The organism is Chitinophaga rupis (genome assembly GCF_900109685.1).
Classification (GTDB): Bacteria; Bacteroidota; Bacteroidia; order Chitinophagales; family Chitinophagaceae; genus Chitinophaga; species Chitinophaga rupis.
Genome location: NZ_FOBB01000007.1, coordinates 334,305 through 357,710 on the forward strand (window position 1 = coordinate 334,305; position 23,406 = coordinate 357,710).

The 23,406-nt window shown below is 47.9% G+C and carries 31 protein-coding genes; 26 read left to right on the forward strand and 5 right to left on the reverse strand.

All coding sequences use genetic code 11. The features are described from left to right. The first annotated feature begins 130 nt into the window (after positions 1 to 130). The 3 genes from BMZ54_RS24395 (at position 131) to rpsG (ending at position 1,667) form a co-directional block, all read left to right on the forward strand. Positions 131 to 415 carry a hypothetical protein gene (locus BMZ54_RS24395; protein WP_089918359.1) on the forward strand — a complete coding sequence of 95 codons (285 nt, stop codon included), beginning with the start codon at positions 131 to 133 and terminating at the stop codon, positions 413 to 415. Positions 416 to 787: 372 nt separating this feature from the next. Continuing rightward, complete coding sequence (rpsL, locus tag BMZ54_RS24400; protein WP_089918361.1) at positions 788 to 1,168, forward strand: 30S ribosomal protein S12; 381 nt, start codon at positions 788 to 790, stop codon at positions 1,166 to 1,168. Between the two features lie 31 nt (positions 1,169 to 1,199). After that, positions 1,200 to 1,667, forward strand: a complete 468-nt coding sequence (rpsG, locus tag BMZ54_RS24405) for a 30S ribosomal protein S7 (protein WP_089918363.1) — start codon at positions 1,200 to 1,202, stop codon at positions 1,665 to 1,667. Between the two features lie 284 nt (positions 1,668 to 1,951). Here the strand turns inward: rpsG and BMZ54_RS24410 are convergent, their stop codons facing one another. Genes BMZ54_RS24410 through BMZ54_RS24425 form a run of 4 tightly spaced genes read right to left on the reverse strand, consistent with a single transcriptional unit; the run spans position 1,952 to position 6,999 of the window. Beyond that, positions 1,952 to 4,948: a beta strand repeat-containing protein gene (locus tag BMZ54_RS24410; protein WP_202909342.1), complete on the reverse strand. Its 2,997-nt coding sequence runs from the start codon at positions 4,946 to 4,948 to the stop codon at positions 1,952 to 1,954. Positions 4,949 to 4,960: 12 nt separating this feature from the next. Continuing rightward, a complete protein-coding gene (locus BMZ54_RS24415) occupies positions 4,961 to 5,308 on the reverse strand; it encodes a hypothetical protein (protein ID WP_089918365.1) in 348 nt (115 codons plus the stop codon). Positions 5,309 to 5,338: 30 nt separating this feature from the next. Continuing rightward, positions 5,339 to 6,490 (reverse strand): type IX secretion system outer membrane channel protein PorV, encoded by a 1,152-nt coding sequence (gene porV, locus BMZ54_RS24420; protein WP_089918367.1) that lies wholly within the window; start codon positions 6,488 to 6,490, stop codon positions 5,339 to 5,341. 11 nt (positions 6,491 to 6,501) lie between these two features. Beyond that, a complete protein-coding gene (locus tag BMZ54_RS24425; RefSeq protein ID WP_162277660.1) occupies positions 6,502 to 6,999 on the reverse strand; it encodes a T9SS type A sorting domain-containing protein in 498 nt (165 codons plus the stop codon). Positions 7,000 to 7,531: 532 nt separating this feature from the next. On the opposite strand from BMZ54_RS24425, the gene fusA reads away from it, so the two are divergent. Further along, positions 7,532 to 9,679, forward strand: a complete 2,148-nt coding sequence (gene fusA, locus BMZ54_RS24430; protein WP_202909343.1) for an elongation factor G — start codon at positions 7,532 to 7,534, stop codon at positions 9,677 to 9,679. 169 nt (positions 9,680 to 9,848) lie between these two features. On the opposite strand, the gene BMZ54_RS24435 is transcribed toward fusA, so the two are convergent. Beyond that, complete coding sequence (locus BMZ54_RS24435) at positions 9,849 to 10,964, reverse strand: PQQ-dependent sugar dehydrogenase (RefSeq protein ID WP_089918373.1); 1,116 nt, start codon at positions 10,962 to 10,964, stop codon at positions 9,849 to 9,851. A gap of 349 nt (positions 10,965 to 11,313) precedes the next feature. Here BMZ54_RS24435 and BMZ54_RS24440 point away from each other — a divergent pair, with 349 nt between their 5' ends. The 22 genes from BMZ54_RS24440 to rplO all read left to right on the forward strand — a co-directional run bounded on the left by BMZ54_RS24440 (position 11,314) and on the right by rplO (position 23,373). Next, a complete protein-coding gene (locus tag BMZ54_RS24440; protein WP_089918375.1) occupies positions 11,314 to 11,922 on the forward strand; it encodes an outer membrane beta-barrel protein in 609 nt (202 codons plus the stop codon). Positions 11,923 to 12,718: 796 nt separating this feature from the next. Next, positions 12,719 to 13,024 carry a 30S ribosomal protein S10 gene (gene rpsJ / locus BMZ54_RS24445; protein ID WP_012789286.1) on the forward strand — a complete coding sequence of 102 codons (306 nt, stop codon included), beginning with the start codon at positions 12,719 to 12,721 and terminating at the stop codon, positions 13,022 to 13,024. Between the two features lie 225 nt (positions 13,025 to 13,249). Continuing rightward, positions 13,250 to 13,867, forward strand: a complete 618-nt coding sequence (gene rplC / locus BMZ54_RS24450) for a 50S ribosomal protein L3 (protein ID WP_089918377.1) — start codon at positions 13,250 to 13,252, stop codon at positions 13,865 to 13,867. Between the two features lies 1 nt (position 13,868). After that, positions 13,869 to 14,507: a 50S ribosomal protein L4 gene (gene rplD, locus BMZ54_RS24455; RefSeq protein ID WP_089918379.1), complete on the forward strand. Its 639-nt coding sequence runs from the start codon at positions 13,869 to 13,871 to the stop codon at positions 14,505 to 14,507. 51 nt (positions 14,508 to 14,558) lie between these two features. After that, on the forward strand, positions 14,559 to 14,858 hold the full coding sequence (rplW, locus tag BMZ54_RS24460; RefSeq protein ID WP_089918380.1) for a 50S ribosomal protein L23: 300 nt from the start codon (positions 14,559 to 14,561) through the stop codon (positions 14,856 to 14,858). A gap of 78 nt (positions 14,859 to 14,936) precedes the next feature. Next, the gene (rplB, locus tag BMZ54_RS24465; RefSeq protein WP_089918382.1) at positions 14,937 to 15,770 is read left to right on the forward strand and encodes a 50S ribosomal protein L2; all 834 of its coding nucleotides are present in this window, start codon (positions 14,937 to 14,939) and stop codon (positions 15,768 to 15,770) included. An 89-nt stretch (positions 15,771 to 15,859) separates the two neighbouring features. After that, the gene (rpsS, locus tag BMZ54_RS24470) at positions 15,860 to 16,126 is read left to right on the forward strand and encodes a 30S ribosomal protein S19 (RefSeq protein ID WP_089918384.1); all 267 of its coding nucleotides are present in this window, start codon (positions 15,860 to 15,862) and stop codon (positions 16,124 to 16,126) included. 108 nt (positions 16,127 to 16,234) lie between these two features. After that, a complete protein-coding gene (gene rplV, locus BMZ54_RS24475) occupies positions 16,235 to 16,594 on the forward strand; it encodes a 50S ribosomal protein L22 (RefSeq protein WP_089918386.1) in 360 nt (119 codons plus the stop codon). Positions 16,595 to 16,628: 34 nt separating this feature from the next. Continuing rightward, the gene (rpsC, locus tag BMZ54_RS24480; protein WP_089918389.1) at positions 16,629 to 17,453 is read left to right on the forward strand and encodes a 30S ribosomal protein S3; all 825 of its coding nucleotides are present in this window, start codon (positions 16,629 to 16,631) and stop codon (positions 17,451 to 17,453) included. A 43-nt stretch (positions 17,454 to 17,496) separates the two neighbouring features. Then, a complete protein-coding gene (gene rplP / locus BMZ54_RS24485; protein ID WP_089918391.1) occupies positions 17,497 to 17,916 on the forward strand; it encodes a 50S ribosomal protein L16 in 420 nt (139 codons plus the stop codon). A 53-nt stretch (positions 17,917 to 17,969) separates the two neighbouring features. Then, positions 17,970 to 18,173 (forward strand): 50S ribosomal protein L29, encoded by a 204-nt coding sequence (gene rpmC / locus BMZ54_RS24490; protein WP_089918393.1) that lies wholly within the window; start codon positions 17,970 to 17,972, stop codon positions 18,171 to 18,173. A 101-nt stretch (positions 18,174 to 18,274) separates the two neighbouring features. Then, positions 18,275 to 18,535, forward strand: coding sequence for a 30S ribosomal protein S17 (gene rpsQ / locus BMZ54_RS24495; RefSeq protein WP_089918395.1), 261 nt, complete (start codon positions 18,275 to 18,277; stop codon positions 18,533 to 18,535). Between the two features lie 70 nt (positions 18,536 to 18,605). Beyond that, positions 18,606 to 18,974 (forward strand): 50S ribosomal protein L14, encoded by a 369-nt coding sequence (gene rplN / locus BMZ54_RS24500; RefSeq protein WP_089918397.1) that lies wholly within the window; start codon positions 18,606 to 18,608, stop codon positions 18,972 to 18,974. A gap of 190 nt (positions 18,975 to 19,164) precedes the next feature. After that, positions 19,165 to 19,503, forward strand: coding sequence for a 50S ribosomal protein L24 (gene rplX / locus BMZ54_RS24505; RefSeq protein WP_089918400.1), 339 nt, complete (start codon positions 19,165 to 19,167; stop codon positions 19,501 to 19,503). Beyond that, positions 19,503 to 20,072, forward strand: coding sequence for a 50S ribosomal protein L5 (gene rplE, locus BMZ54_RS24510; protein WP_089918402.1), 570 nt, complete (start codon positions 19,503 to 19,505; stop codon positions 20,070 to 20,072). The genes rplX and rplE overlap by 1 nt, the downstream gene beginning before the upstream one ends. Before the next feature lie 28 nt (positions 20,073 to 20,100). Then, entirely contained in the window at positions 20,101 to 20,370 is a 270-nt protein-coding gene (rpsN, locus tag BMZ54_RS24515; protein ID WP_089918404.1) for a 30S ribosomal protein S14, read from the forward strand. Positions 20,371 to 20,482: 112 nt separating this feature from the next. Then, positions 20,483 to 20,881: a 30S ribosomal protein S8 gene (gene rpsH / locus BMZ54_RS24520; protein ID WP_089918406.1), complete on the forward strand. Its 399-nt coding sequence runs from the start codon at positions 20,483 to 20,485 to the stop codon at positions 20,879 to 20,881. A 90-nt stretch (positions 20,882 to 20,971) separates the two neighbouring features. Then, positions 20,972 to 21,526, forward strand: a complete 555-nt coding sequence (gene rplF / locus BMZ54_RS24525; RefSeq protein WP_089918408.1) for a 50S ribosomal protein L6 — start codon at positions 20,972 to 20,974, stop codon at positions 21,524 to 21,526. 95 nt (positions 21,527 to 21,621) lie between these two features. Then, entirely contained in the window at positions 21,622 to 21,975 is a 354-nt protein-coding gene (rplR, locus tag BMZ54_RS24530) for a 50S ribosomal protein L18 (RefSeq protein ID WP_089918410.1), read from the forward strand. A gap of 47 nt (positions 21,976 to 22,022) precedes the next feature. Further along, positions 22,023 to 22,541, forward strand: coding sequence for a 30S ribosomal protein S5 (rpsE, locus tag BMZ54_RS24535; RefSeq protein WP_089918412.1), 519 nt, complete (start codon positions 22,023 to 22,025; stop codon positions 22,539 to 22,541). Positions 22,542 to 22,576: 35 nt separating this feature from the next. Continuing rightward, positions 22,577 to 22,762 carry a 50S ribosomal protein L30 gene (rpmD, locus tag BMZ54_RS24540; RefSeq protein ID WP_238386680.1) on the forward strand — a complete coding sequence of 62 codons (186 nt, stop codon included), beginning with the start codon at positions 22,577 to 22,579 and terminating at the stop codon, positions 22,760 to 22,762. A 164-nt stretch (positions 22,763 to 22,926) separates the two neighbouring features. After that, on the forward strand, positions 22,927 to 23,373 hold the full coding sequence (rplO, locus tag BMZ54_RS24545) for a 50S ribosomal protein L15 (protein WP_089918416.1): 447 nt from the start codon (positions 22,927 to 22,929) through the stop codon (positions 23,371 to 23,373). Positions 23,374 to 23,406: the final 33 nt, after the last annotated feature.

The following is a 23,406-nucleotide window of genomic DNA, read 5'->3' on the forward strand; positions in this document are numbered from 1 at the left end:
GTTGTGTTATGTTCACAGGCTGTTTCTTAGTGGAACGGCCTGCTTTTTTATAGACTATTCTCGTTAACAGGGCGGCATTCTCAAACAGATTCTGTATTTTTGCCCTCCGCTTTTTTAAACACAAGTGCCCATGACTTTAGACGCCTTTATTGCCTCACTGAGCCAGGCAGCGCCGCCCGAAGGGCTGAGCGGGCCTTTACAGGCACTTTGGTGGGATGGTAAGGGCGACTGGGAACAGGCGCATAACGTGGCGCAGGATATTGATAACAGCACCGGCTCCTGGATCCATGCCTACCTGCACCGTAAGGAAGGCGACCGGTCCAATGCCGCCTACTGGTACACCCGGGCAGGTAAAAGCATGCCGTTCAGCACTCTGGAAGAGGAGTGGAGGGATATTACCGCCGCTCTTTTATAATAGGTAGCCTTTGGTTATAAGCCTGCTGCTTTAGGTAGGAGGTAAATAGTAACCAGCAGAGGTGCCGCAAATGTGATGTAGAATTGGCTGTTTAAGGCAGTACCAGCGGAAACACACGCCGGAGATTTTCGGAGAGCTGCTTTAGGAAGGAATTCTTAGGCTCACCAGTCCACCCGGCTTAATTTAAAAGGAGATATTGCCGCTCTCAGGAGGCAATTTCCTGCTTTTTTAGTGCTGGCGCGAGTTTTTTTGGAATTTGGAAGTAAGTAATTTGGAATTTATCATAGTTCGTTTTACCTTTGCCCTCCCAAAATCCTTTACTGGACTTTGGAATGTCATTGTAAACCGACAGCAAAAAAAATTAGGTAAAGAATGCCTACTATACAACAATTAGTAAGAAAAGGAAGAGAAATTATCCGGGCTAAATCCAAGTCCAGAGCTCTTGATAGCTGCCCCCAGCGCCGGGGTGTATGTACACGTGTGTACACTACAACGCCTAAAAAGCCTAACTCTGCGCTGCGTAAAGTAGCTAAAGTGAAGCTGACCAATAAAATAGAGGTGATCGCTTATATCCCTGGTGAAGGGCATAACCTGCAGGAGCACTCTATCGTGTTGATCCGTGGTGGTAGGGTAAAGGATCTGCCGGGTGTGCGTTATCACATCGTACGTGGTTCCCTGGATACTGCCGGTGTGAAGGACCGCAAACAGAGCCGTTCCAAGTATGGTACCAAAAAGGAAAAGGCTAAGAAATAATCTTAATATTCAAGAGAAATTTTTCAGATAAATGAGAAAGCAAGCTGCTAAAAAATTACCATTGGCTCCGGACCCCCGGTTTAATGATAAACTGGTGACCCGTTTCGTGAATAACGTAATGGAGCAGGGGAAGAAGAGCATTGCCTATAAAATATTCTACGACGCCGTAGATAAAGTAAGCCAGATGACCGGTGATAATGGTTACGAGGTATGGAGAAAGGCTTTGAATAACGTAACACCTGCTGTAGAAGTTAGAAGCCGCCGTATTGGTGGTGCTACCTTCCAGATCCCTTCAGAGGTACGCCCCGACAGGAAAGTATCTTTGAGCATCAAATGGCTGGTACGTTACGCTGGTGAAAGAAATGGTAAAAGCATGGCTGAGAAGCTGGCAAACGAGATCGTAGCTGCCAGCAAAGGTGAAGGCGCCGCTTTTAAAAAGAAGGAAGATACACACCGTATGGCAGAAGCTAACAAGGCTTTCTCCCACTTCCGCATCTAGTTCAATCAGAAGCAGAACGCTCAAGATATATAGCAAAAAGCTGGTCATAACGGAAACGTTGTGGTCAGCTTTTCGCATTTGGAACCAGCAGTAACACTTCGTATGCTCCGCAGCGGCAGCGCCATCTCACCAAAGTCCGGCAGGCCACATTTTCCAATGCTCATAAGCTTCAATTCTAAGCCAGCTTAGCCCCACTCCGGAAACAGCATTTAACTTACACCTATAAACAAAAAAGCCCGGAGCATACACCCCGGGCTTTAAGCGTTCAGCGTTAAGCATTCCGCTTATTTCACATTCACCAATACTTTGATCTTACCAGTGCCGTTACCATCAAAGGCCTCCAGGGCTTTACCGATCACCTGCCCGGGTTTTACCTTATCCGGGTCCGCTTTCATGGCATAACCCCTCAGGCTGGAGGTTACCAGCATATCGCCCCGCCGTACAGGGCCGTTCTCGCCGCACACTTTGGTAGGAATTACCCCTACCACACCCATAGGCACCTTATCAGAAATATCTGTATCTACGTTTTCCTCAGTCAGCAATACACCCGGTTTAGTAGCATACACACCTACCACCAGGGTAGAGTAAGCACCATTTGATTTTTCTACGGTGCGGTCTGCATCCGTAGCAATCACCAGCACATCACCCGGCTCATAAGCCTGAATATTACCGGTTACATCAAAAGCTTCCGCTACATCGGCGCCGCTATTTTGGGTACCGCCATTAAAGAAGCCACGGCCGGCCTTATTAATACGGGCTACATTCGAACTGGCGCTCTGGAAAACAGCTATATTACCGGAAGGGCCGGTATGGTTCACCAATAGCCCGGTACCTGTACCAACATTGCTGATCAGCACCACTTCCCTGGAATTAGCGGAGTTAAAGTTGGCAAAACGTGCGCCGCGGCCGGTACCAAAATTAGGCACAAAGCCATAAATGCCATTACCGGCACCATCGGAGCTGCCTTCCACACCATTACCATTTTTACCGGCATTAGCAGTAATGCCATTACCGGTACCTTCCGTAAGGGCTATAACGCCTGGGCCATTACCGGATGGGTTAGAGGAATAGAATAATCCGGCAAAGCCACCGGTACCGGAAGAGAGGCCATATATGCCAGCAGTGCCAAAGTTGGAGAAAATGGAATTTACCTCTCCTTTTACTGCCGGTGAAGTACCGGTAGTACGGTCCACTTTAAAGTTACCGGCCGTGCCGTTACCCACAGTTGTTACGGTTATTACATCGCTGGTATTATTCTCGTTGAAAATATTAAACCTGCCGGCCCGGCCTGTGGCAAAGGTGGGTACCCAGGCATACAGGGCGTTACCGCCACCATCAATATTGGCCTCCACGGCGTTACCATCCTTGCTGGCATTGGCGGTAATAGCATTGCCATTACCATCCGTGATCGCTACAAGCGCGGGTCCGTTACCGGATGGGTTAGAGGCGTGGAACAATCCGGCAAAACCACCGGTACCGGAAGCCGTGCCGAACAGGCCGGCTGCGCCAAAGTTGCCAAAAATAGTGTTTACTTCCCCTCTTACAGCTGCTGCCACACTGTTGGTATTATTCACCTTAAAAGAAGCGGCATTGCCCAGGGTATTATCCGGTATGTTGCCGTTGCCATTGGTTTCTACTTCCAGGGTATTACCTCCTGTGTTGGTTTGATTGAAATTTTCAAAGCGGCCCGCCCGTCCGGTGCTGTTATTAAGGCCCACTTGTCCGTACACGCCTATACCGGTATTACTGGTGCTGGTAGCTATAAAACCCCGCACGCCATAACCGCCGCCATCATTCCGGCCTACTACCGCGCCGGCTATATCACTGGTGGTACGGCCCACTACAGCTTCGCCCCCGCCGTTATTATCGCCTACAACACCGGCAGAAGTTTGCGCGCTGGTAATGCCTTGCACGCCAAAACCAGCAGCAGTAGAGCTACGCAGGCCCGCACCGTTGCCGGTGGTGGTTACATTAACAACAGTACCATTACCAACGGAGTTGACATTTAATGCAGTGTTGTTATTGGCATTATTGAAAATGGAAATGCTGGCAGGAATACCATTATTACTGGTAGCAGTAAGGCCAGTGCCTGTGTTACTGTTGGCGTATACTCCTATACCGTTTGCGCTGGAATTACCGTATACACCTAAGCCATTGGGCGTAACGCCATACACCCCCCAGCCACTGCCGTTCTGTGAGCCATATACACCAACACCCAAGCCGCCGGTGCCATTGTTAATACCGCGTACCCCGCTGGAAAAACCACCGGGAGAAGTGGAGTTCACGATGCCCCTGATAGCGCTGATGTTGGATGTAGCAGTGTTATTTACACCCTCCAGCGAAGTACCGTCACCGGCATTAGTGATGGAGAAAAGGGTAGCTGCATTATTTTCTGCGGCGCTAAAAGGTAAGGTAAGCCCACCACCGCCTGCATTATCTGCACTGGGCAGCCAGTTGGTACCATCAAATTTTAATACCTGGCCGGCTACGGGTGCGGTGGCAGATACCGGTTTGGTTTGTATAGCTGCTACTACCGGGTTAGGGTAAGTACCGCTTAGGTCACCGCCAGCAGGTGCGCTGTTAATGCTGCCGGCCGGTCCTGCCGGTCCTATAGGTCCTACAGGGCCAGCGGGTCCTACGGGTCCGGCAGGCCCAACAGGCCCGGCTGGGCCGGCAGGTCCATTCGCACCAACAGGTCCAGCAGGTCCTGCCGGTCCGGCGGGTCCCGCTGGTCCGGCAACGCCAGGTGCACCTTTTACACCCTGTGGTCCATCGTCACCTTTGGGACCGGCAGGCCCCGCAGGTCCGGCCGGTCCGGTTGCGCCGGCAGGGCCGGTAGCTCCTGCTGGTCCCGCCGGGCCTTGCGGACCAGGGGTCGTATTAGCCGCGTGCAAAGCAAAAGGCACACTTTTGAATGGGGTAGTACCCAGGGTTTCAAAGCTGCCATTGCCAATAGCTGTTTCTACCTTCAGGTATTGGTTGGCATTCGCCCAGGGAACAGCGGCAAAGGTGCCGGTTACCGGGGTACCGTTACCGATTTGCAGGGTAAATAACCCTAAGGTATTGGTAGTAACATCATGTGTTTCCTGGTATTGTACCGGGCCATTAGCAGCCCCGCCTAATATGGAAATGCGTACCGTCATGGCCTGGTTGGCCAGCATTACGCCATTATTATTACGGGCCACCGCCTGGTAATTGATACCGGTAAGCCCGCTCTGCGCCTGTAAAGCGCCGGTTAAGGCTATTAATATCAGTAGGGTGAGTAAAGTTCGCTTTTGCATGTATAGCTGATTTTATTGTTGTTGTTGAATAGGGGTCTTTTCTATTTTTACCGGCTTAATGGCCCTGAAGGCTTCTGCTGCAGATATTTCAGAAGGCTGGGGTTTGCCATTAGCGCTAACCGGGCGCCGGCTTAGCTGGCTGCTGCTGTTATTGCTGCGGGGCTGCTGATAGTTGGTAAAAAGCAGGCTGCGGGTAGAGGTAGCCGTTTTACGCGGGTCGGCTGTAGTGGCAGCTGCCGTATGCTGTTTGGCAATATCTTTCTGGAAATCGGGGAACAGCTGGTCACGGGTGCGTTCCTGCGCATGGGCGGTAACGGTTGCAGCTGTTATCATGAACAGGACTAAGTACAATGCTTTCATTAGTATATGTTTTGTGTTATTAACAAAGGATTATTGTTTAGCAGGCCGGGTATAGATCACGGAGAACTGCAGGCTGGCCCGTTGCAGCACCCCGGTGGTAGGCATGCGGTAGGCCGCATCCAGCTGAAGGGAATGAATGCGCAATCCTACGCCGGCGCTAAAGTGTTGCCGGTAGCCTTTATTGGGATGCTCGTAGAAGTAACCGGCACGGGCAAAGAACTGGTGCTGGTAGTTGTATTCCAGCCCGCCGCCTGCAGTGAATTCCCGCAGCTCTTCCTGGAAACCGCCGGGCGCGTCCCATAAAGAGGTGAACATAGCAGAAACTACACCCCGGTTAGGATCTTTACCTTTCAGGATCACATTGGTGGGCTGCCCGTTAGCATCCAGCTGGTATTCGGGCGGGGTGGGCACCAGCAGCTTATTGATGTCGGCCAGTATGGTGAATTGATGGTCTGCCGTGTTTACAAAAGTGAATCCGCCGCCTATGCGCAGGTTCATGGGTAAAAAGGTGCGGCGGTTACTATCATCTGTATAAGAAAGCTTGGAACCTATATTGGTGAAGCTAATGCCCCAGCAGTAGCGGTTGCCGTAATCCAATATGTCGGAGTAGTTCTGGTAATACAGCCCCACATCGCCGGCGCCGGCAGATGCCGGTTTTTGCTGCAGGCCGTTATAGCTGCCCTGGCCCAGCTGGCTGCGGATGTACCGGAGAGATACTGCCAGTGATAAATGCTGGCTCAGCTTGCGGGCGTAAGTGGCATCCAGCGCATATTCCACGGCATGGTACTGCTGTAGCATCATACCATTATTATCCCGGAAAGTTATATCCCCGTGATTAAAATATTTGAGGGATGCGCCCACCCCTTCCAGCTCATTAAAGTTCTTAAAGGCGGCAATATGACCCATATGTGTTTTGCGGTCATTCACCTCCCACATCCAGGGAGAGTAGGAGGCACTTACGCCCCAGTCGCCGGCAAATACAATTTTTGCCGCATTACCGAACAGGTCGTTCACATTGGGTTCAAGGCCGGTAACAGCATCGCCTACGGAGCCACTGCGGGCATCCGGGTTAACCAGGAGAAAGGCTGCGCCTGCATTCACCGGCACCTGTACCTTTTGCGCAGCTAGCGGCAGGGCCACCAGCAACAGGCAGGCAGAGAATAGAGTAAAACGGTATTGCATAAACGTAGATTTTATTGGATGACCAGTTTATCAAAGAAGAGTTTCCCGTTTACGTTCAGGATCACGGAATAAATGCCGGCAGCAAAGCGGCTTACTGTAACGGGTATTACCACCTGTCCGGGGCTATAGTGCTGGAACTGCTGGTACATCTGCTGCCCGGCGCTGTTAAGGATCCGTATCATCACACCGGCGCCGGTAAGCAGCTCAAACTGCGCTTTGGCAGTGCTAAAGGCAGGGTTGGGGTAGAGAATAAAATTCCGGACGGGATCTGCCCCCGGGGTTAGGGGAGGGTATTCCGGCTGCTGGAACCCCTGGGTAAGCATTGTAGCGCCACTGGTAAAAGTGGCCACTACCGGTTCACCTACTGTGTACTGGATAAATACATTGCCCACCAGGCCGCTGCCACCGCTGCTGGCCACTACCTGCCGCTGTGTATTTTGCGCCCGGGCCCGGCTGCTTAACAAACCCATCAGCAGTAAAGGCAAAAAAAGTGTGTAGATAAATTTCATGGAACAACATTTAGGAATGAGAATATTTATCCGCATTGCCTATAATGGCAATAACAGAACATCAGGCGCCGGTGCGGCAGCCTGACAAAGAGTTGATAATCTTGGTTTAGAAACCGGTGTTATTCGGTTAAAACGTCACAATCAAGACGTTACATTAATTAGGGTATTCATTAGTGCGCATTGAGGTTGACTAAAAATTTAATTCCAATCTCTGGGATTCGTTGCCAGGCGCCAGGGCAGCCTGCACATTCAACTGACAAACCTTAAAACAATAACACAAAAATTAGGTAAATGGGTAGGATAAACAACAGGTACTTTTTTTTCGGTTATTTTCTGCAGGTAGCTGGCAGCCTGTACACCATAGATGGTTTTTTACCGGTTATTTATAGGAGGGACATTCCTGGATAAGCCAGGGAATCATGGTTTTACTATTAAATAACATTTTGGCAATACATCCTGGTTTTATTTATTTCTAAAAAAGGATTACCTTTGCCCCCCAAATTGCATTTAAAATACAGTCATTTCTAATATTATGGCAGACTTAAGATTTCAAAGGAACTTTGGTATTGCAGCGCACATTGATGCGGGTAAAACCACTACCACAGAGCGTATCCTGTATTATACAGGTAAAACCCACAAGATAGGTGAGGTGCATGAAGGTGCTGCCACCATGGACTGGATGGCACAGGAGCAGGAAAGAGGTATTACCATTACATCTGCTGCTACTACCTGTTTCTGGAACTTCCCTACCCTGCAGGGCCAAACTCAGCCTGATACCAAACAATATAAATTTAACATCATTGATACTCCGGGTCACGTGGACTTTACCGTAGAGGTGGAGCGCTCCCTGCGTGTACTGGATGGTCTGGTAGCACTGTTCTGCGCCGTATCCGGTGTAGAGCCTCAGTCTGAAACCGTATGGCGCCAGGCTAACCGCTACCGTGTACCCCGTATCGGTTTCGTAAACAAAATGGACCGTTCCGGTGCCGACTTCCTGAACGTGGTAAAACAGGTGAAGGAAATGCTGGGCGCTAACCCGGTTCCCCTGATGCTGCCTATCGGCGCTGAAGATACCTTCAAAGGTGTGGTAGACCTGATCACCATGAAAGGTATCATCTGGGACGAAGAAGGTAAAGGCGCTACTTACCAGGAGATCGAGATCCCGGCTGATATGAAGGACGAGGCTGATGAGTGGAGAGCTAAGCTGGTAGAAGCCGTTGCTGAATACGACGACAAGCTGATGGAGAAATTCTTCGACGATCCGAACTCTATTTCTGAGGCGGAAATTCACGAAGCTATCCGTAAGGCTACTATTGATATCGCTATCATTCCCATGCTGTGCGGTTCTTCTTTCAAGAACAAAGGCGTACAGAAAATGCTGGATGCCGTTTGCCGTTACCTGCCTTCTCCGGTAGATATTGAAGCGGTAAAAGGTACCAACCCCGACAACGGTGAAGAAATTGAGCGTAAACCGGATGCAAAAGAACCTTTCGCAGCCCTGGCGTTCAAGATCGCAACCGATCCGTTCGTAGGCCGTCTGGCATTCTTCCGGGCCTATTCCGGCCGTCTGGAAGCGGGTTCTTACGTACTGAACACCCGTACCGGCAAGAACGAGCGTATCAGCCGTATCATGCAGATGCACGCTAACAAGCAGAACCCCATCGACTTCATCGAAGCAGGTGATATTGGCGCTGCGGTTGGTTTTAAAGATATCAAAACAGGGGATACTCTCTGTAATGAGAACCATCCCATTGTGCTGGAATCCATGACCTTCCCCGAGCCGGTGATCCACATTGCCATTGAGCCTAAAACACAGGCAGACGTGGACAAGATGGGTATGGCCATTGCCAAGCTGGTAGAAGAAGATCCGACCCTGCGCGCAAAAACAGACGAAGATACCGGCCAGACCATTCTGAGCGGTATGGGTGAGCTTCACCTGGAGATCATCGTTGACCGTATGCGTCGCGAGTTCAAGGTAGAAGTTAACCAGGGTGCGCCGCAGGTGGCTTATAAAGAAGCATTAACAGCTACTATAGAGCACCGTGAAGTGTATAAGAAACAAACCGGTGGTCGTGGTAAGTTTGCCGACATCCAGATCGAGATCGGCCCTGCTGATGCAGAATGGCTGAAAGAGAACGATGGCAAGCACTACCAGTTCATCAACGATATCTTTGGTGGTTCAATTCCTAAGGAGTTCATCCCCGCGGTTCAGAAAGGTTTTGAACAATCTATGAGCCAGGGTGTACTGGCTAACTACCCGCTGGATAACCTGAAGATCCGTTTGTTTGATGGTTCTTTCCACGCAGTGGATTCTGACGCCATGTCATTTGAGCTTTGCGCCAAATCTGCTTTCCGTGAAGCCGGCCGTAAGTGTAAACCTGTACTGCTGGAGCCTATCATGAAAGTGGAAGTAACTACCCCTGATCAATACATGGGTGATGTTACCGGTGACCTGAACCGTCGCCGTGGTATGCTGGAAGGTATGGAATCAAGAGCAGGTGCCCAGGTTATTAAAGCCAAAGTACCGCTGAGCGAAATGTTCGGTTATGTAACCCAGCTGCGCTCTCTGTCCTCCGGCCGTGCTACCTCTATCATGGAGTTCTCTCACTACTCACCTGCGCCTAACAACATCGCTGCAGAAGTGATGGCTAAGGTAAAAGGTAAAGTGAACGCTGATTGATCCTAAGCTTAAAGCAGAAGGCTTAAAGCAAAAAGCATAAAAAAGATCCCCGGTGCATGTATTTGCACCGGGGATCTCTGTTTTTAAGGCATTTATAACTTCAGCAATTACATCGCAGTTCTCACAATGTGCAACATAAGCGTTCCGCGTTCGGCATTAGCGTTCCGCATCACAAACCACTGATCTCAACCACTTTATCATTATTCCCGCCATTGCTGGTGCACAGGTATACCCGCCCCGCCGGCGACACACAAACATCGCGCAGGCGGCCAAAAGCATTCACAAACCAGGTACGGCTGCTGGTAACCTGCTTTCCATCTGCCGACAGTTTTAGCTGGTACAGCCGCTGTGATTTTAAGGTAGCTACCAGCAGGGAATTACCCCATTCCGGTATGCGGCTGTTGTTATAATATTCCATGCCGGAAGTGGCCACCGTGCTGCTGCCGGATGACCAGATGGGCGCCGGAACGTTGTTCGTGCTGCAAAAATTCTGCTCAGCTCCCTGGTCGCAGGGCCCCTCTACCGCCGGCCAGCCATAGTTGCGTTGTTTCTCTATAATATTTACCTCATCCTCAATATTAGCCCCATGTTCCGCGGTATACAACCGGTCATGGGCCCATACCAGCCCCTGAGGGTTGCGGTGCCCGTAGCTCCATACCGGGTTATTGGCAAACGGATTATCTGCAGGGATGCTGCCATCCAGGTTAATGCGCAGCACCTTGCCATTGGGGATGCCTGTATTTTGTGCATTGGCGCTGTTGCTGGCATCGCCGGTGGTGATCCAGAGCTTATTATCAGGGCTTATCAGCAGGCGTGCGCCGTTATGGATACCGGCTGCCTGAATGTTGCTCAGCAGCACCTGTGGGCTGTTAAGGGTGTTGTTAGTGTAGCTGTACCGCACCACTTTTTCCCGGTAATTCCCGCTTTGATCATAGTTGTACACTACATACAGGTAGGGCTGCTGCGGAAAATTGGGGTGCAGGGTCATACCTAACAGGCCGCCCTCTCCATCCGTTTTCACATCATTGATAGTTAATAAAGGCTGCACGGCCCCGGTTTTAGGCTCAATGCGGCTAATGCGTCCGCCTCTTTCCGTCATCCAGATATAATTATCAGGTCCCCAAAGTATTTCCCAGGGAAAATTCAGCTGCTGGGCCACCATGCGTACACTGTCGCTGGGCCAGTCGTCACCTTCGGGCCGGGGAGTAGTGGATTTTTTTTTACAGGTTACACTGAGCAGGCTAAGGGTTATAATGCCCAGGATCAATACTACAGAATGTTTCATTTGAATACAGGTTTAGTTTTTCAATACCGTGAAAGCCGGTTTATGGCAATTATTAGCTGTAACCAGATAATAAAGCGGCTGTATATATAACGTAACCCGGGCAGCTTTAGATATAGGATCCGGCATGGTGGATAATGATTATTCCACCCTGGAATATTTAGGCACGTTTAATGCTATATGATTCATTTTCAGTAGTTTTACGGCATTGTACCCTGGAATCCCATTATTCCTTGCCCGGTCCCCATTTTCTCTATACTATGTTGTTCATGTGTATTAGCGGTAGTTAACACCGCATTCCTATAGTTCTTTTTGATGGCAAGTATTATTAACCAAAACAAAAACTCCGGACATGAAGAGGATCTTTAAATTGACATTGGCCGCTGCGGCAGTATTCTGTAGCTCCATTGCTGTAGCGCAAACCCAACAAGGCAATATGATGGTTGGTGGTGACATTTCCAGCTTTAACCTGGAATTCCTGGGAGGTGGAAGCGGTACTGCCTTTGATATGAGCCTTACCCCTAAAGTGGCGTATTTTATTAAAGATGGGCTGGCATTGGGAGGTTATGTTAATTTCGGCCTTTCAACCGCCAAAGACCAGGGTACCAAAACTACTTATGGTATAGGTGCGCTGGGCCGTTACTTTCTTGAAGACCAGAAAGTGCGGAAAATGGAGTTCTCCAAGAGAAGCCGCTTTTTCGTGGAAGCGAACGCCGGTTTTGGCGGCCGTAACTATTCAGGCGGCGGTGGCAGCACTAATGGCCTGGATTTAGGTGTAGGCCCGGGTATTGCTTATTTTATTACGCCTAACGTATCGCTGGAAGCATTGCTGAAGTATAACCTTACAGTAGGTTTTGGAAGCGCTACTACTTCCAACCGCTTAAACCTGGCGGTAGGTTTCCAGGTATACCTGCCTACTGCCAAAGCACGTGAGCTAATACGGGAAGAAAGAGGTAAATAATCTCACACCTGTATAAACAAAATATTCTTAGGTCTTTGCTTCGTCCTGCTGACGAAACAAAGACCTTTTCCTTTAAAAAGGGCATCTGAACAACCCGCCTGCTTACTCTTTTCAGTGAAATGAATATGTTGCTATATCAGATTGATAATGAATGTACTGAATAAGATTACTGCTATGGATTGTAGTAATTTCGGCCCAATGCAACGCTAATCACTGGCTTGCAGCTGGGATTGCCGAAAACCAATAATAGAGTAGGCGGAAACAATTAGAGATCATGCATATGAACAACTTTCTTGGCGACCTGCTGAAAGCCCTGTGGGACTTTTTGAACACACTGGTGGGAACGCTGTAACAAAGCTCTCTTCAGCTATTTTCCATCTCCGGGCAGGCCGCCCGGAGTTTTTATTTTTAGGAGCTGGTATTCTTTTACTGAGCTTAAAAGGGGGGAATAGCAATAAATTCATCGTACGGGGTTTTACAGGAACCAGAGATCAGCCTGAAACCAACCAATAGTGTAGGCCTTCCAATGAAAAGGATCCCTGGATTCATCAATGGTCCTTTTTTTTAGCGATCTGTCCCAAACCTTACTGGGTGGGCCACCTGGCTGATCTTACCCACTCATTTCATTGATTTTGCGTGCTTTGAGGAGGCTTTGCCCGGCCCCGGCCTTGCCGGTATTGAGGGATGACCTTAATTTTGTATGGTTTTTTTTCCGGAATAATTTGTCATTTGATAAAAAACAAATTACCTTTGCCCTCCCAAATTGTACGGGTAAAAAAGAAGTAGTTCATTGCATATGTCTCAGAGAATAAGAATCAAGCTGAAGTCCTACGATCATAACCTGGTAGACAAATCTGCTGAGAAGATCGTAAAAACCGTGCGTAACACGGGCGCTGTGGTAACTGGTCCAATTCCGTTACCTACTGAAAAGAAAATCTTTACAGTACTGCGTTCTCCGCACGTTAACAAGAAAGCAAGGGAGCAATTCCAGCTGTGTACGCACAAGCGCTTGCTGGATATCTATACCTCCTCTTCCAGGACGGTAGATGCCCTGAGCAAGTTGGATCTGCCCTCTGGTGTAGAAGTGGAAATTAAAGCGTAGGACATCGGCAAGGCGGCAAAAGGCCCTCCTGCTTAGATTGATACAACGGGCAAAAAGGTGAAATGGTCATACAACCGTATGGCGGTTTATGCACACCTGTCCCGGCAATAAAACACTTAAATACAGGTCACGCCTTCTGGGTGGCCGCCCAATAAATGTATATAAACCGCCCATCCTGGGGAAAGCTAGAACACCCCCAGGCGCTGGGTAAAAATGTATAAATAAATGAAAGGTATTATTGGTAAAAAGATCGGCATGACCAGCATCTTCGAAGCTAATGGCAAGCAAACTGCTTGTACCATTATCGAAGCCGGTCCGAACGTGGTTACTCAGGTGAAATCACCAGACACTGATGGGTACACCGCCATTCAGGTAGCATTCAGCGACAAAAAAGAAAAGCACGCTACCAAAGCAGAAACAAATCACTTCGCGAAAGCAAGCACCTCTCCCAAACGTTTTGTAAAAGAATTCCGTAACCCTACTGTAGAAAAAGCCCTGGGTGATACCATCACCTGCGAGATTTTCGCAGAAGGTGAAAAGGTAGATATCGTAGGCACCTCCAAAGGTAAAGGCTTCCAGGGCGTAGTTAAACGCCACGGCTTTAGCGGTGTGGGTGAACAATCACACGGCCAGCACGACAGAAGCAGGGCTCCCGGTTCCATCGGTGGTTCTTCTTATCCTTCCCGCGTTTTTAAAGGTATGCGTATGGCAGGCCAAACCGGCAACGAAACAGTGAAAGTGAAAGGCCTGAAAATTCTGAAGATATTTCCTGATAAGAATTATATCCTGGTAAGTGGTTCCGTTCCCGGCCACAATGGTTCAATCGTTTTAATCCAGAAGTAATATGCAACTCGATATTTTAAATATAGAAGGTAAGAAAACCGGAAGAACTGTTGAACTTCCTGAAGAGATCTTTGGTGTGGAACCTAACAACCACGTAATTTACCTGGCTGTAAAACAATACCTGGCCGCTCAGCGTCAGGGTACACACAAGGTAAAAACCAGGGCTGAAGTAAAAGGTGCTTCCCGTAAACTGCACAAACAAAAAGGTACCGGCGGTTCCCGTAAAGGTAACATCCGTAACCCGTTATATAAAGGTGGTGGTACCATCTTTGGTCCCAAACCTCATGGTTATGACTTTAAGCTGAACAGAAAAGTGAAAGATCTGGCTAAGATCTCCGCCCTGTCTACAAAAGCTAAAGAAAACAGCATCATCATCCTGGAAGATGTGAACCTGGAAGCTCCCAAGACCAAACAATTCTTAGGTATCTTAAAAAGCCTGAACATTAATGTAGAAGGCCGTAAAACCCTGGTAGTAATGCCGGAGTATAACGATAATGTATACCTGTCTTTAAGGAACATTCCCAGCGTTGACGGCGTAGTACTGGCCGATATCAATACTTATGATATCGTAAACAGCAACTACCTGGTGTTCACAGAAAGCGCTGTAAAAATCTTCACCGAAGAACCGGCTGAAGCCTAATAAAATAACAAGCTAAAGGCTAAAAGCTAAAAGCTAAAAGCTATAATAAAGATGAAACTTTCAGACGTTTTAATCAAACCGGTGGTAACAGAAAAGGTGAATAAAGCCACTGAGAAATTCAACCGCTACTACTTCATTGTTGACAAAAAAGCCAACAAGCTGGAGATTAAAAAAGCAGTGGAAGATTTTTACGGCGTGGCCGTAGCAGAGGTAAATACTGCCGTGATGCCCGGTAAAAGCAAATTCCGCTTTACCAAGGCAGGTTTCATTGCAGGTAAAAAGCCCTCTTACAAAAAAGCCATCGTTACGCTGGCCGACGGAGAAACGATAGATCTGTATGCTAACATATAGTGCCCTCCCGGCCTCAGGTCGGGAATGGTTGTATATACAGATCACATTATAAACAATAACTAGCAATAAGAACTAGCAATGGCACTTAAGAAGTACAAACCGATCACAGCCGGTACCCGTTGGAAAATAGGCAATGCATATGCTGAGCTGACCAGCGATACCCCGGAAAAAAGCCTCCTGGAGCCTGCCAAGAAAACAGGCGGCCGGAACGTGCAGGGTAGAAGGTCTATGCGCTACATAGGTGGTGGCCACAAACAACACTACCGCGTTATAGATTTCAAACGCAACAAACAGAACATACCCGCTACCGTTAAGACCATCGAATACGATCCTAACCGTAGCGCATTCATCGCATTACTGAGCTATGCAGATGGCGAAAAACGTTACATCCTGGCTCCCCAGGGCCTGCAGGTAGGCGCTACCGTTATTAGCGGCCCTGAAGTAGCTCCGGAAGTAGGTAACGCCCTGCTGCTGAAAAATATGCCGCTGGGTACTGTAGTTCACAACATTGAGCTGCAGCCTGGCAGGGGTGGCGCTATTGCACGCAGTGCAGGCACCTACGCCCAGCTGAACGCCAAGGAAGAAAAATACGCTTCCCTGAAAATGCCTTCCGGTGAGCTGCGCAAAGTGTTGATCACTTGCATGGCAACCGTAGGTACCGTTTCTAACTCTGACCACGCGCTGCAATCTATCGGTAAGGCTGGTGCCAACCGTTGGAGAGGCATTCGCCCCCGCAACCGTGGTGTGGCAATGAACCCCGTAGATCACCCGATGGGTGGTGGTGAAGGTAAAGCTTCCGGTGGTCACCCCAGGTCCAGAACTGGTAAATATGCAAAAGGCCTGAAAACCAGGAAACCGCATAAGAGCTCTGATAAGCTGATCGTTACCAGGAAGAACGGTAAGAAATTATAAATAACATCCCACCGCATAAGTTCCGCTAAGGGATCACCGCAGCGGAACTTATAAAGTGGAAATTGGAATCTAAATAAACAGACACAGATATGGGTCGTTCCATTAAAAAAGGTCCTTACGTAGACCAAAAATTAGAGCTGAAAGTGGAGAAGATGAATGAAGGCGCAAAGAAAACCGTGATCAAAACATGGAGCCGCCGTTCAACCATCACTCCTGACTTTGTGGGCCATACGTTTGCGGTACACAATGGTAACAAATTCATCCCTGTATATGTAACAGAGTTTATGGTAGGCCATAAACTGGGTGAATTTGCGCCAACCCGCAACTTCAAAGGACACGCTAATAAGAAAATGTAAACATATTGATGTATGAAGTAAGAAGTATGAGGTAAGCGTCCCGCATCATATTTCCTCAGTCCTACTTCGTACTTCAGGCTTCAAATATCAAATATCAAATAATTAACAATGGAAGCAGTAGCTAAGCTGAATAACAATCCCACCTCAACCCGCAAAATGCGTTTGCTGGCGGATCTGATCCGCGGTCTGGATGTGGAGAAGGCTTTGAATATTTTGAAATTCCATCCAAAGCATCCCAGCGTACCCTTGGAGAAACTGCTGGTATCTGCCATTGCTAACTGGAAAGTGAAGAACGAAGGCAATCGTGTAGAAGATGCGAACCTGGTTGTAAAAACTATTTTCGTGGATGGCGGCCGTATCCTGAAAAGAATGCGCCCTGCACCGCAAGGTAGAGGTTACCGTGTACGTAAGAGAAGTAACCACGTTACCCTCGTAGTGGACAGCCGTAACGAAACAGTAAAGAAATAAACTATTCAACTAATTAGATAAATAAACCAGGAACATGGGTCAGAAAACAAATCCTATTGGTAACAGGTTAGGTATCATCAGAGGATGGGACTCTAATTGGTATGGTAGCAAAAAAGATTACGCTACCAAGCTGATCGAAGATAACAAGATCAGGACTTACCTGAATGCACGTATCAACAAAGGCGGCATTTCACGCGTAGTGATCGAAAGAACACTGGGTAAGCTGATCATCACCATCCACACTTCCAAACCTGGTATCATCATAGGTAAAGGTGGTGGCGAAGTAGACCGCATTAAAGAAGAGCTGAAGAAACTGACCGGCAAGGAGGATGTACAGATCAATATTCTGGAGATCCGCCGTCCGGAAGTAGATGCCAATATCGTTGCCGAAACAATTGCCAAACAAATTGAAAGCCGCATCAACTACAAGCGCGCAATCAAAATGGCCATTGCAACTGCTTTAAGAATGGGTGCAGAAGGTATTAAGGTGAAAGTGAGCGGCCGTTTGGGCGGTGCGGAAATAGCCCGTTCAGAAGAGATCAAACAAGGCCGTACGCCTTTGCATACTTTCCGTATGGATATTGATTATGCTTCCCTGTTTGCCTTAACCGTTTACGGTAAAATAGGCATCAAGGTATGGATCTGTAAAGGTGAAGTACTGGGCACACGCGATCTGAATCCCAACGTACTTACCGGCAAAGAAGGTGAAGGACGTACCGGTGGCCGTGGTGGTGAGCACCGTGGCGGCGAACATGGTGGTGAAAGAAGGGATCATGGCAACCGTGGTGGCGGCGGAAGAGATAACCGCGGCGGCGGTGGTGGAAGAGACAACCGTGGTGGCGGCGGTGGTCGCAGATAAGTGGCATAAACAATTTTCGATTAACAATTAATAACATATAACAATGTTACAGCCCAAGAGAACGAAACACAGGAAAATGCACAAAGGCCGCATTAAAGGTAATGCCAAGCGTGGTGCTGAGCTTTCCTTTGGTACGTTCGGACTTAAAGCATTAGAACCGAAATGGATCACTGACCGGCAGATAGAAGCTGCACGTGTGGCCTTAACAAGGCATATGAAACGTGAAGGTAACGTGTGGATCCGTATTTTCCCTGACAAATCCATTACTGCCAAACCGCTGGAAGTGAGGATGGGTAAAGGTAAAGGTGCTCCTGATCACTGGGCGGCTGTGGTAAAACCAGGCCGTATCCTGTTCGAAGCAGACGGCGTTTCCTTACAGGTAGCCAAGGAAGCAATGGAGCTGGCTGCACAGAAACTGCCTATTAAAGTGAAGTTTGTTGTGCGCCACGATTACGTTGCGTAAGTGAAGATCGAGCTATCAATTACAAGTAAATCAGTAAAATAAAAATTACAGCAATGGCAGCAAAAGAAAAGCTGGATCTGAAAAGCCTGAGTCAGCAGGATCTGAAAGAAAAGATCACTGAGGAGCAACTGCGCTTGAAGAAGATTACGTTTAGTCATGCCATCACGCCGATCGAAAATCCAATGAGCATCCGCTCTTTGAGAAGGGAGATCGCCCGGATGAAAACTGAACTGCATAAAAGAGAGCTGGGCTTTTAAGTTCAAACGGGCAGCCGGCAGGCCACCCCGTAAAAGCATACAACATTTATAAACCCTTCCGCAACAACGGAATGGTTTGAAGGGAAAAAATACTTTCAACAATGACCGAAATAAGAAATTTAAGAAAAACCAGGACCGGCGTGGTATCCAGCAACAAAATGGATAAAACCATCACCGTTAGCGTGGAACGTAAAGTGAAGCACCCGATCTATGGTAAGTTCGTGAAAAAAACTACCAAGTTCATGGCGCACGACGAAAAGAACGAGTGCAGCATCGGCGATACCGTTAGAATAATGGAATCCCGCCCGCTGAGCAAGAACAAGTGCTGGAGACTGGTAGAAGTAATCGAAAAGGTAAAATAATTTATTACTTGTTTCAAGCTCCACACCGGCGTTCCCGGGTGTAGCCGCTGACTAAACAAAACTTAGTACGATGATACAACAAGAATCAAGGCTGAATGTAGCTGATAACAGCGGTGCCAAAGAGGTGCTGTGTATAAGAGTGTTAGGCAACTCCGGCCAGGACTATGCGAAAGTGGGCGATAAGATCGTAGTGACAGTGAAAGACGCAATCCCCGCCGGTGGCGTGAAAAAAGGAATGGTTACCAAAGCGGTGATCGTAAGAACCAAGAACAAGCTGCGCCGGAAAGACGGTTCCTATATCCGTTTTGACGATAATGCCGTTGTATTGCTGAATAACTCCGACGAGCCCCGCGGTACCCGTATTTTCGGTCCGGTTGCCCGTGAGCTGCGCGATAAGGGATACATGAAGATCATCTCTCTGGCTCCTGAGGTGCTGTAAGAAAAAGTAAAAAATAAAAAAGTAAAAGGTAAAAAGGATCAGAGGGTAGGGTATAGGAGCAGATTGAGTTACAAAGTTTTAATTTTTAACTTTTACTTTTTTACTTATCTTTGCAGCCCGTTTCACAAAAACGAGACAAAATTTATCAAGCGAAACAAAGGTTTCGCTTGGCGTTTATAAATAAACAAAAATGAAAACTAGATTCAAGCCTAAGTTCAACATTAAGAAGGGCGACATGGTGGTAGTGATCACTGGTGACGACAAGGACCGGACCAAGCCGCGCAAGGTGCTGGAAGTGCTGGTAGACAAAGCCCGCGTAATGGTAGAAGGTGTTAACATCATCACCAAACACACCAAACCTACTGCACAGAACACCAAAGGTGGTATTGTAAAGCAGGAGGCCCCCATCGCCATTTCTAACGTAATGTTGTGGGATGCGAAGGCTGGTAAACCTACCAGGGTGAACAGGCAGAGAGAAAACGGTAAATTAGTTCGTATAGCTAAAAAATCAGGGGAGGTAATTAAATAATGGCAACTACTACATACATTCCCAGGCTGCAGCAGAAATACCGTGATGAGGTGAAAGCTGCTTTGATGAAGAAATTCGGTTACAAAACCGTTATGCAGGTACCCCGCCTGGTTAAGATTTGCCTGAACCAGGGTATCAATGGTGCCGTTAGCGATAAAAAACTGGTGGACATCGCAGTAGACGAAATGACCCGTGTTGCTGGTCAGAAAGCTATTGCCACCCTGTCTAAAAAAGATATCTCCAACTTTAAGCTCAGGAAGAACATGCCTATCGGCGCCCGCGTAACCCTGCGTGGAACCAATATGTACGATTTCCTGGACCGTCTGGTAGCAGTATCTTTACCCCGTGTACGTGACTTTAAAGGCGTAAATGAAAAAGCATTCGATGGCCGCGGTAACTATACCCTGGGTATCACCGAGCAGATCATTTTCCCTGAAATAGATATCGATAAGGTAACCAAGATTGCCGGGATGGATATCACCTTTGTAACGACTGCCAACACCAACGAAGAAGCTTACGAGCTGCTGAAAGAGTTAGGTATGCCGTTCAAGAACATGAAAAAAGACTAATCAGACATTATAAACCTTACATTATAAAATGGCAAAAGAATCCGTAAAAGCCAGGCAAAGGAAGAGAGAAGCAATGGTAGCCAAGTTTGCAGAAAAGCGCGCAGCCCTGAAAGCTGAAGGCGATTATGCAGCATTGGACCTGTTGCCTAAAAATGCTTCCCCCGTTCGTTTAAAGAACAGGTGCCAGCTCACCGGCCGTCCTAAAGGTTACATGCGTCACTTCGGCATTTGCCGTAACATGTTCCGCGACCTGGCCCTGGCTGGTAAAATACCCGGCGTAAGAAAAGCAAGCTGGTAAGCTCCCTTTACGATTGTAGATTTTAGGAAATCGCAGATCGTAAATTTTTTTGATTTTCCTTTCTATAACTGACTGGATATCGCATTGTAACACTTTTAACTTTTTACAAACAATGGTTACTGATCCAATAGCAGACTTCCTGACCAGGATCCGGAATGCTCAAATGGCCAACCACAGGATCGTGGAAATCCCGGCCTCCAAACTGAAAAAGCGTATCACTGAGATACTGTACGACAAAGGTTATATCCTGAAGTACAAATTTGAGGAAGACACCAAACAGGGCCTGATCAAAATAGCTCTGAAATACGATCCTCAGACCAAAATACCTGCCATTACCGATTTACAACGTATCAGCCGTCCCGGTTTGCGTCAATATTCCAAACCTGGTGATTTCCGCCGTATTAAGAACGGTCTGGGCGTGGCTATCATCTCTACCTCCAAAGGGGTAATGACCGATAAAGAAGCCAAAGCACAGAACGTAGGCGGCGAAGTAGTTTGCTACGTTTATTAATATATACCAGCGGTGTATCTGACAATTAAGCCTTTTATAAGGGGCTGAACACGGACCACCGGTACTTATAACAAACATAAAACTTATAACATGTCACGTATAGGGAAAAGTCCCATCAAATTAGCCAGCGGGGTAACAGTTACTGTTTCCCCGGCTAATGAAATTACAGTAAAAGGCCCGAAGGGTGAGCTGAAACGGAGCATTGACCGGGATATTACTGTAGAAGTGAAAGATGGGGTGCTGAACGTAACCCGTCCTACAGATCAGATCCGTCACCGTGCCCTGCATGGTTTGTACCGCGCGCTGATCGCAAACATGGTAAAAGGTGTAACCGATGGTTTCAAACAGCAGCTGGAGCTGGTAGGTGTAGGTTATAAAGCCGCCAACCAGGGTCAGTTACTGGACCTGTCATTAGGTTACTCTCACAATATTGTATTCGAAGTACCCAAGGAGCTGAAGGTAGCCACCTTAACAGAAAAAGGTGCCAACCCTAAGATTATGCTGGAAGGTATTGATAACCAGTTATTAGGCCAGGTAGCCGCTAAACTTCGCAGCCTGCGTAAACCAGAGCCTTACAAGGGTAAAGGTGTTCGCTACAGCAATGAAGTGGTTCGTAAGAAAGCAGGTAAGTCTGCAGGTAAATAACTAGCAGGCAGTTAGCAGCCGGCCATCGCCAATAGCTGCTAACTGCCGCTGCAAATACTAAAGCCCGGCAGCATCGGGCGTAAAAACTGAAAACAATGATTACTAAAGAAGTTAAGAGACAGAAGATCCGTTACCGCATCCGTAAAAAGATCAGCGGTACCGCACAAAAGCCCAGGTTGTCTGTATTTCGCAGCAACAGCGATATTTACGTACAATTGATCGATGATACCACTGGTACCACTCTGGCTGCTGCCTCTTCCCGCGATAAGGACATCAAGGCGCAAACAGGCACCAAAAGCGAAAAGTCTAAGCTGGTAGGCGCTGCCCTGGCTGCAAAGGCAAAAGCTGTAGGTATAACTGCCTGCACCTTTGACCGTGGTGGTTATTTATACCATGGCCGTGTAAAGAGTGTTGCAGATGGCGCAAGAGAAGGTGGCCTGCAGTTCTAAACTTAATCGTAAATCTGAAATCGTAATTCGCAATCGCAATTAATAAAATGGCAAAGAATTCATTCAATAAAGTAAAGGCCGGTGACCTGGAGTTGAAGGAAAAGGTGGTGGCCATCAACCGTGTTACCAAAACCACTAAAGGCGGACGTACTTTTAGTTTCTCCGCACTGGTGGTAGTAGGCAACGAGAACGGCGTGGTGGGTCATGGACTGGGTAAAGCCAAGGAAGTGCAGGAAGCTATTACTAAAGGTATTGATGATGCTAAGAAAAATCTGATCAAGATACCCGTAATGAAAGGCACCATTCCGCACGACCAGCTGGCTAAAGAAGGCGCTGCTAAAGTGCTGATCAAACCCGCTGCCCATGGTACCGGTGTAATTGCCGGAGGTTCTATGCGTGCCGTGCTGGAAAGCGCTGGTATTACGGACGTGCTGGCAAAATCACTGGGTTCTGCCAATCCGCACAACGTGGTAAAAGCTACCTTTAAAGCATTAGGCCTGCTGCGCGAGCCTATCCAGATAGCTAAAACCAGAAGCGTGTCCCTGAAGAAGGTATTTAACGGATAATCCCTGCTTATCCAAGACAAGTAATTCAACTTATTATGGCAAAGATCAAGATCACTCAGGTTAAAAGTGGTATAGACCGTCCTGAAAGGCAGAAACTGACCTTAAAGGCGTTGGGCCTTAAGAAAATGCACGCTAGCGTTGAAGTAGAGGCTACCCCTCAGATCAATGGCATGGTGCGTAAGGTACACCACCTGGTAACCGTAGAAGAAGTGAAAGGCTAAGCCCACTGTGCTCAGTCTTCACTAAATAATACTACTTTTGCGTTGGTATTAGAAAATAACATCTATATTTAAGCGAGCGGTTAATTTCCGCGTAAGTAAAAAAAATTATTATGAAACCGAGCATGCAATGCGAGGTTCCATGAGGCCAAAAAAAATATTGACGAATGAATCTGCATACACTGCAACCTGCTAAAGGTTCTGTACATAAAGAGAAACGCCTGGGTCGTGGGGAAGCTTCCGGTAAAGGTGGTACTTCTACAAAAGGTAATAAAGGTCATCAGTCCCGTAACGGTTATTCCAGCAAAAAAGGTCACGAAGGTGGTCAGATGCCTATTCAGCGTCGTTTGCCTAAACGTGGTTTCAAAAGCATCGATCCTTTAGAATATAAGGTCTTCAACGTAGGTCAGCTGGATCACCTGGTTGAAAAATACGGTCTGCAGGATTTCACAGTTGATAACCTGTATGCTAACGGCCTGGTGAACAAAACCGCCAAAGTGAAGCTGTTAGGCCAGGGAGAACTGAAAGCCAAAGTAACCGTAAAGGTGAACGCAATCAGTGAAAAAGCCAAACAGCTGATCGAAAAAGCTGGTGGGTCTGTAGAACTGGTATAAGACTTTACGACTGAGGAGACGCCTACGGAGTAG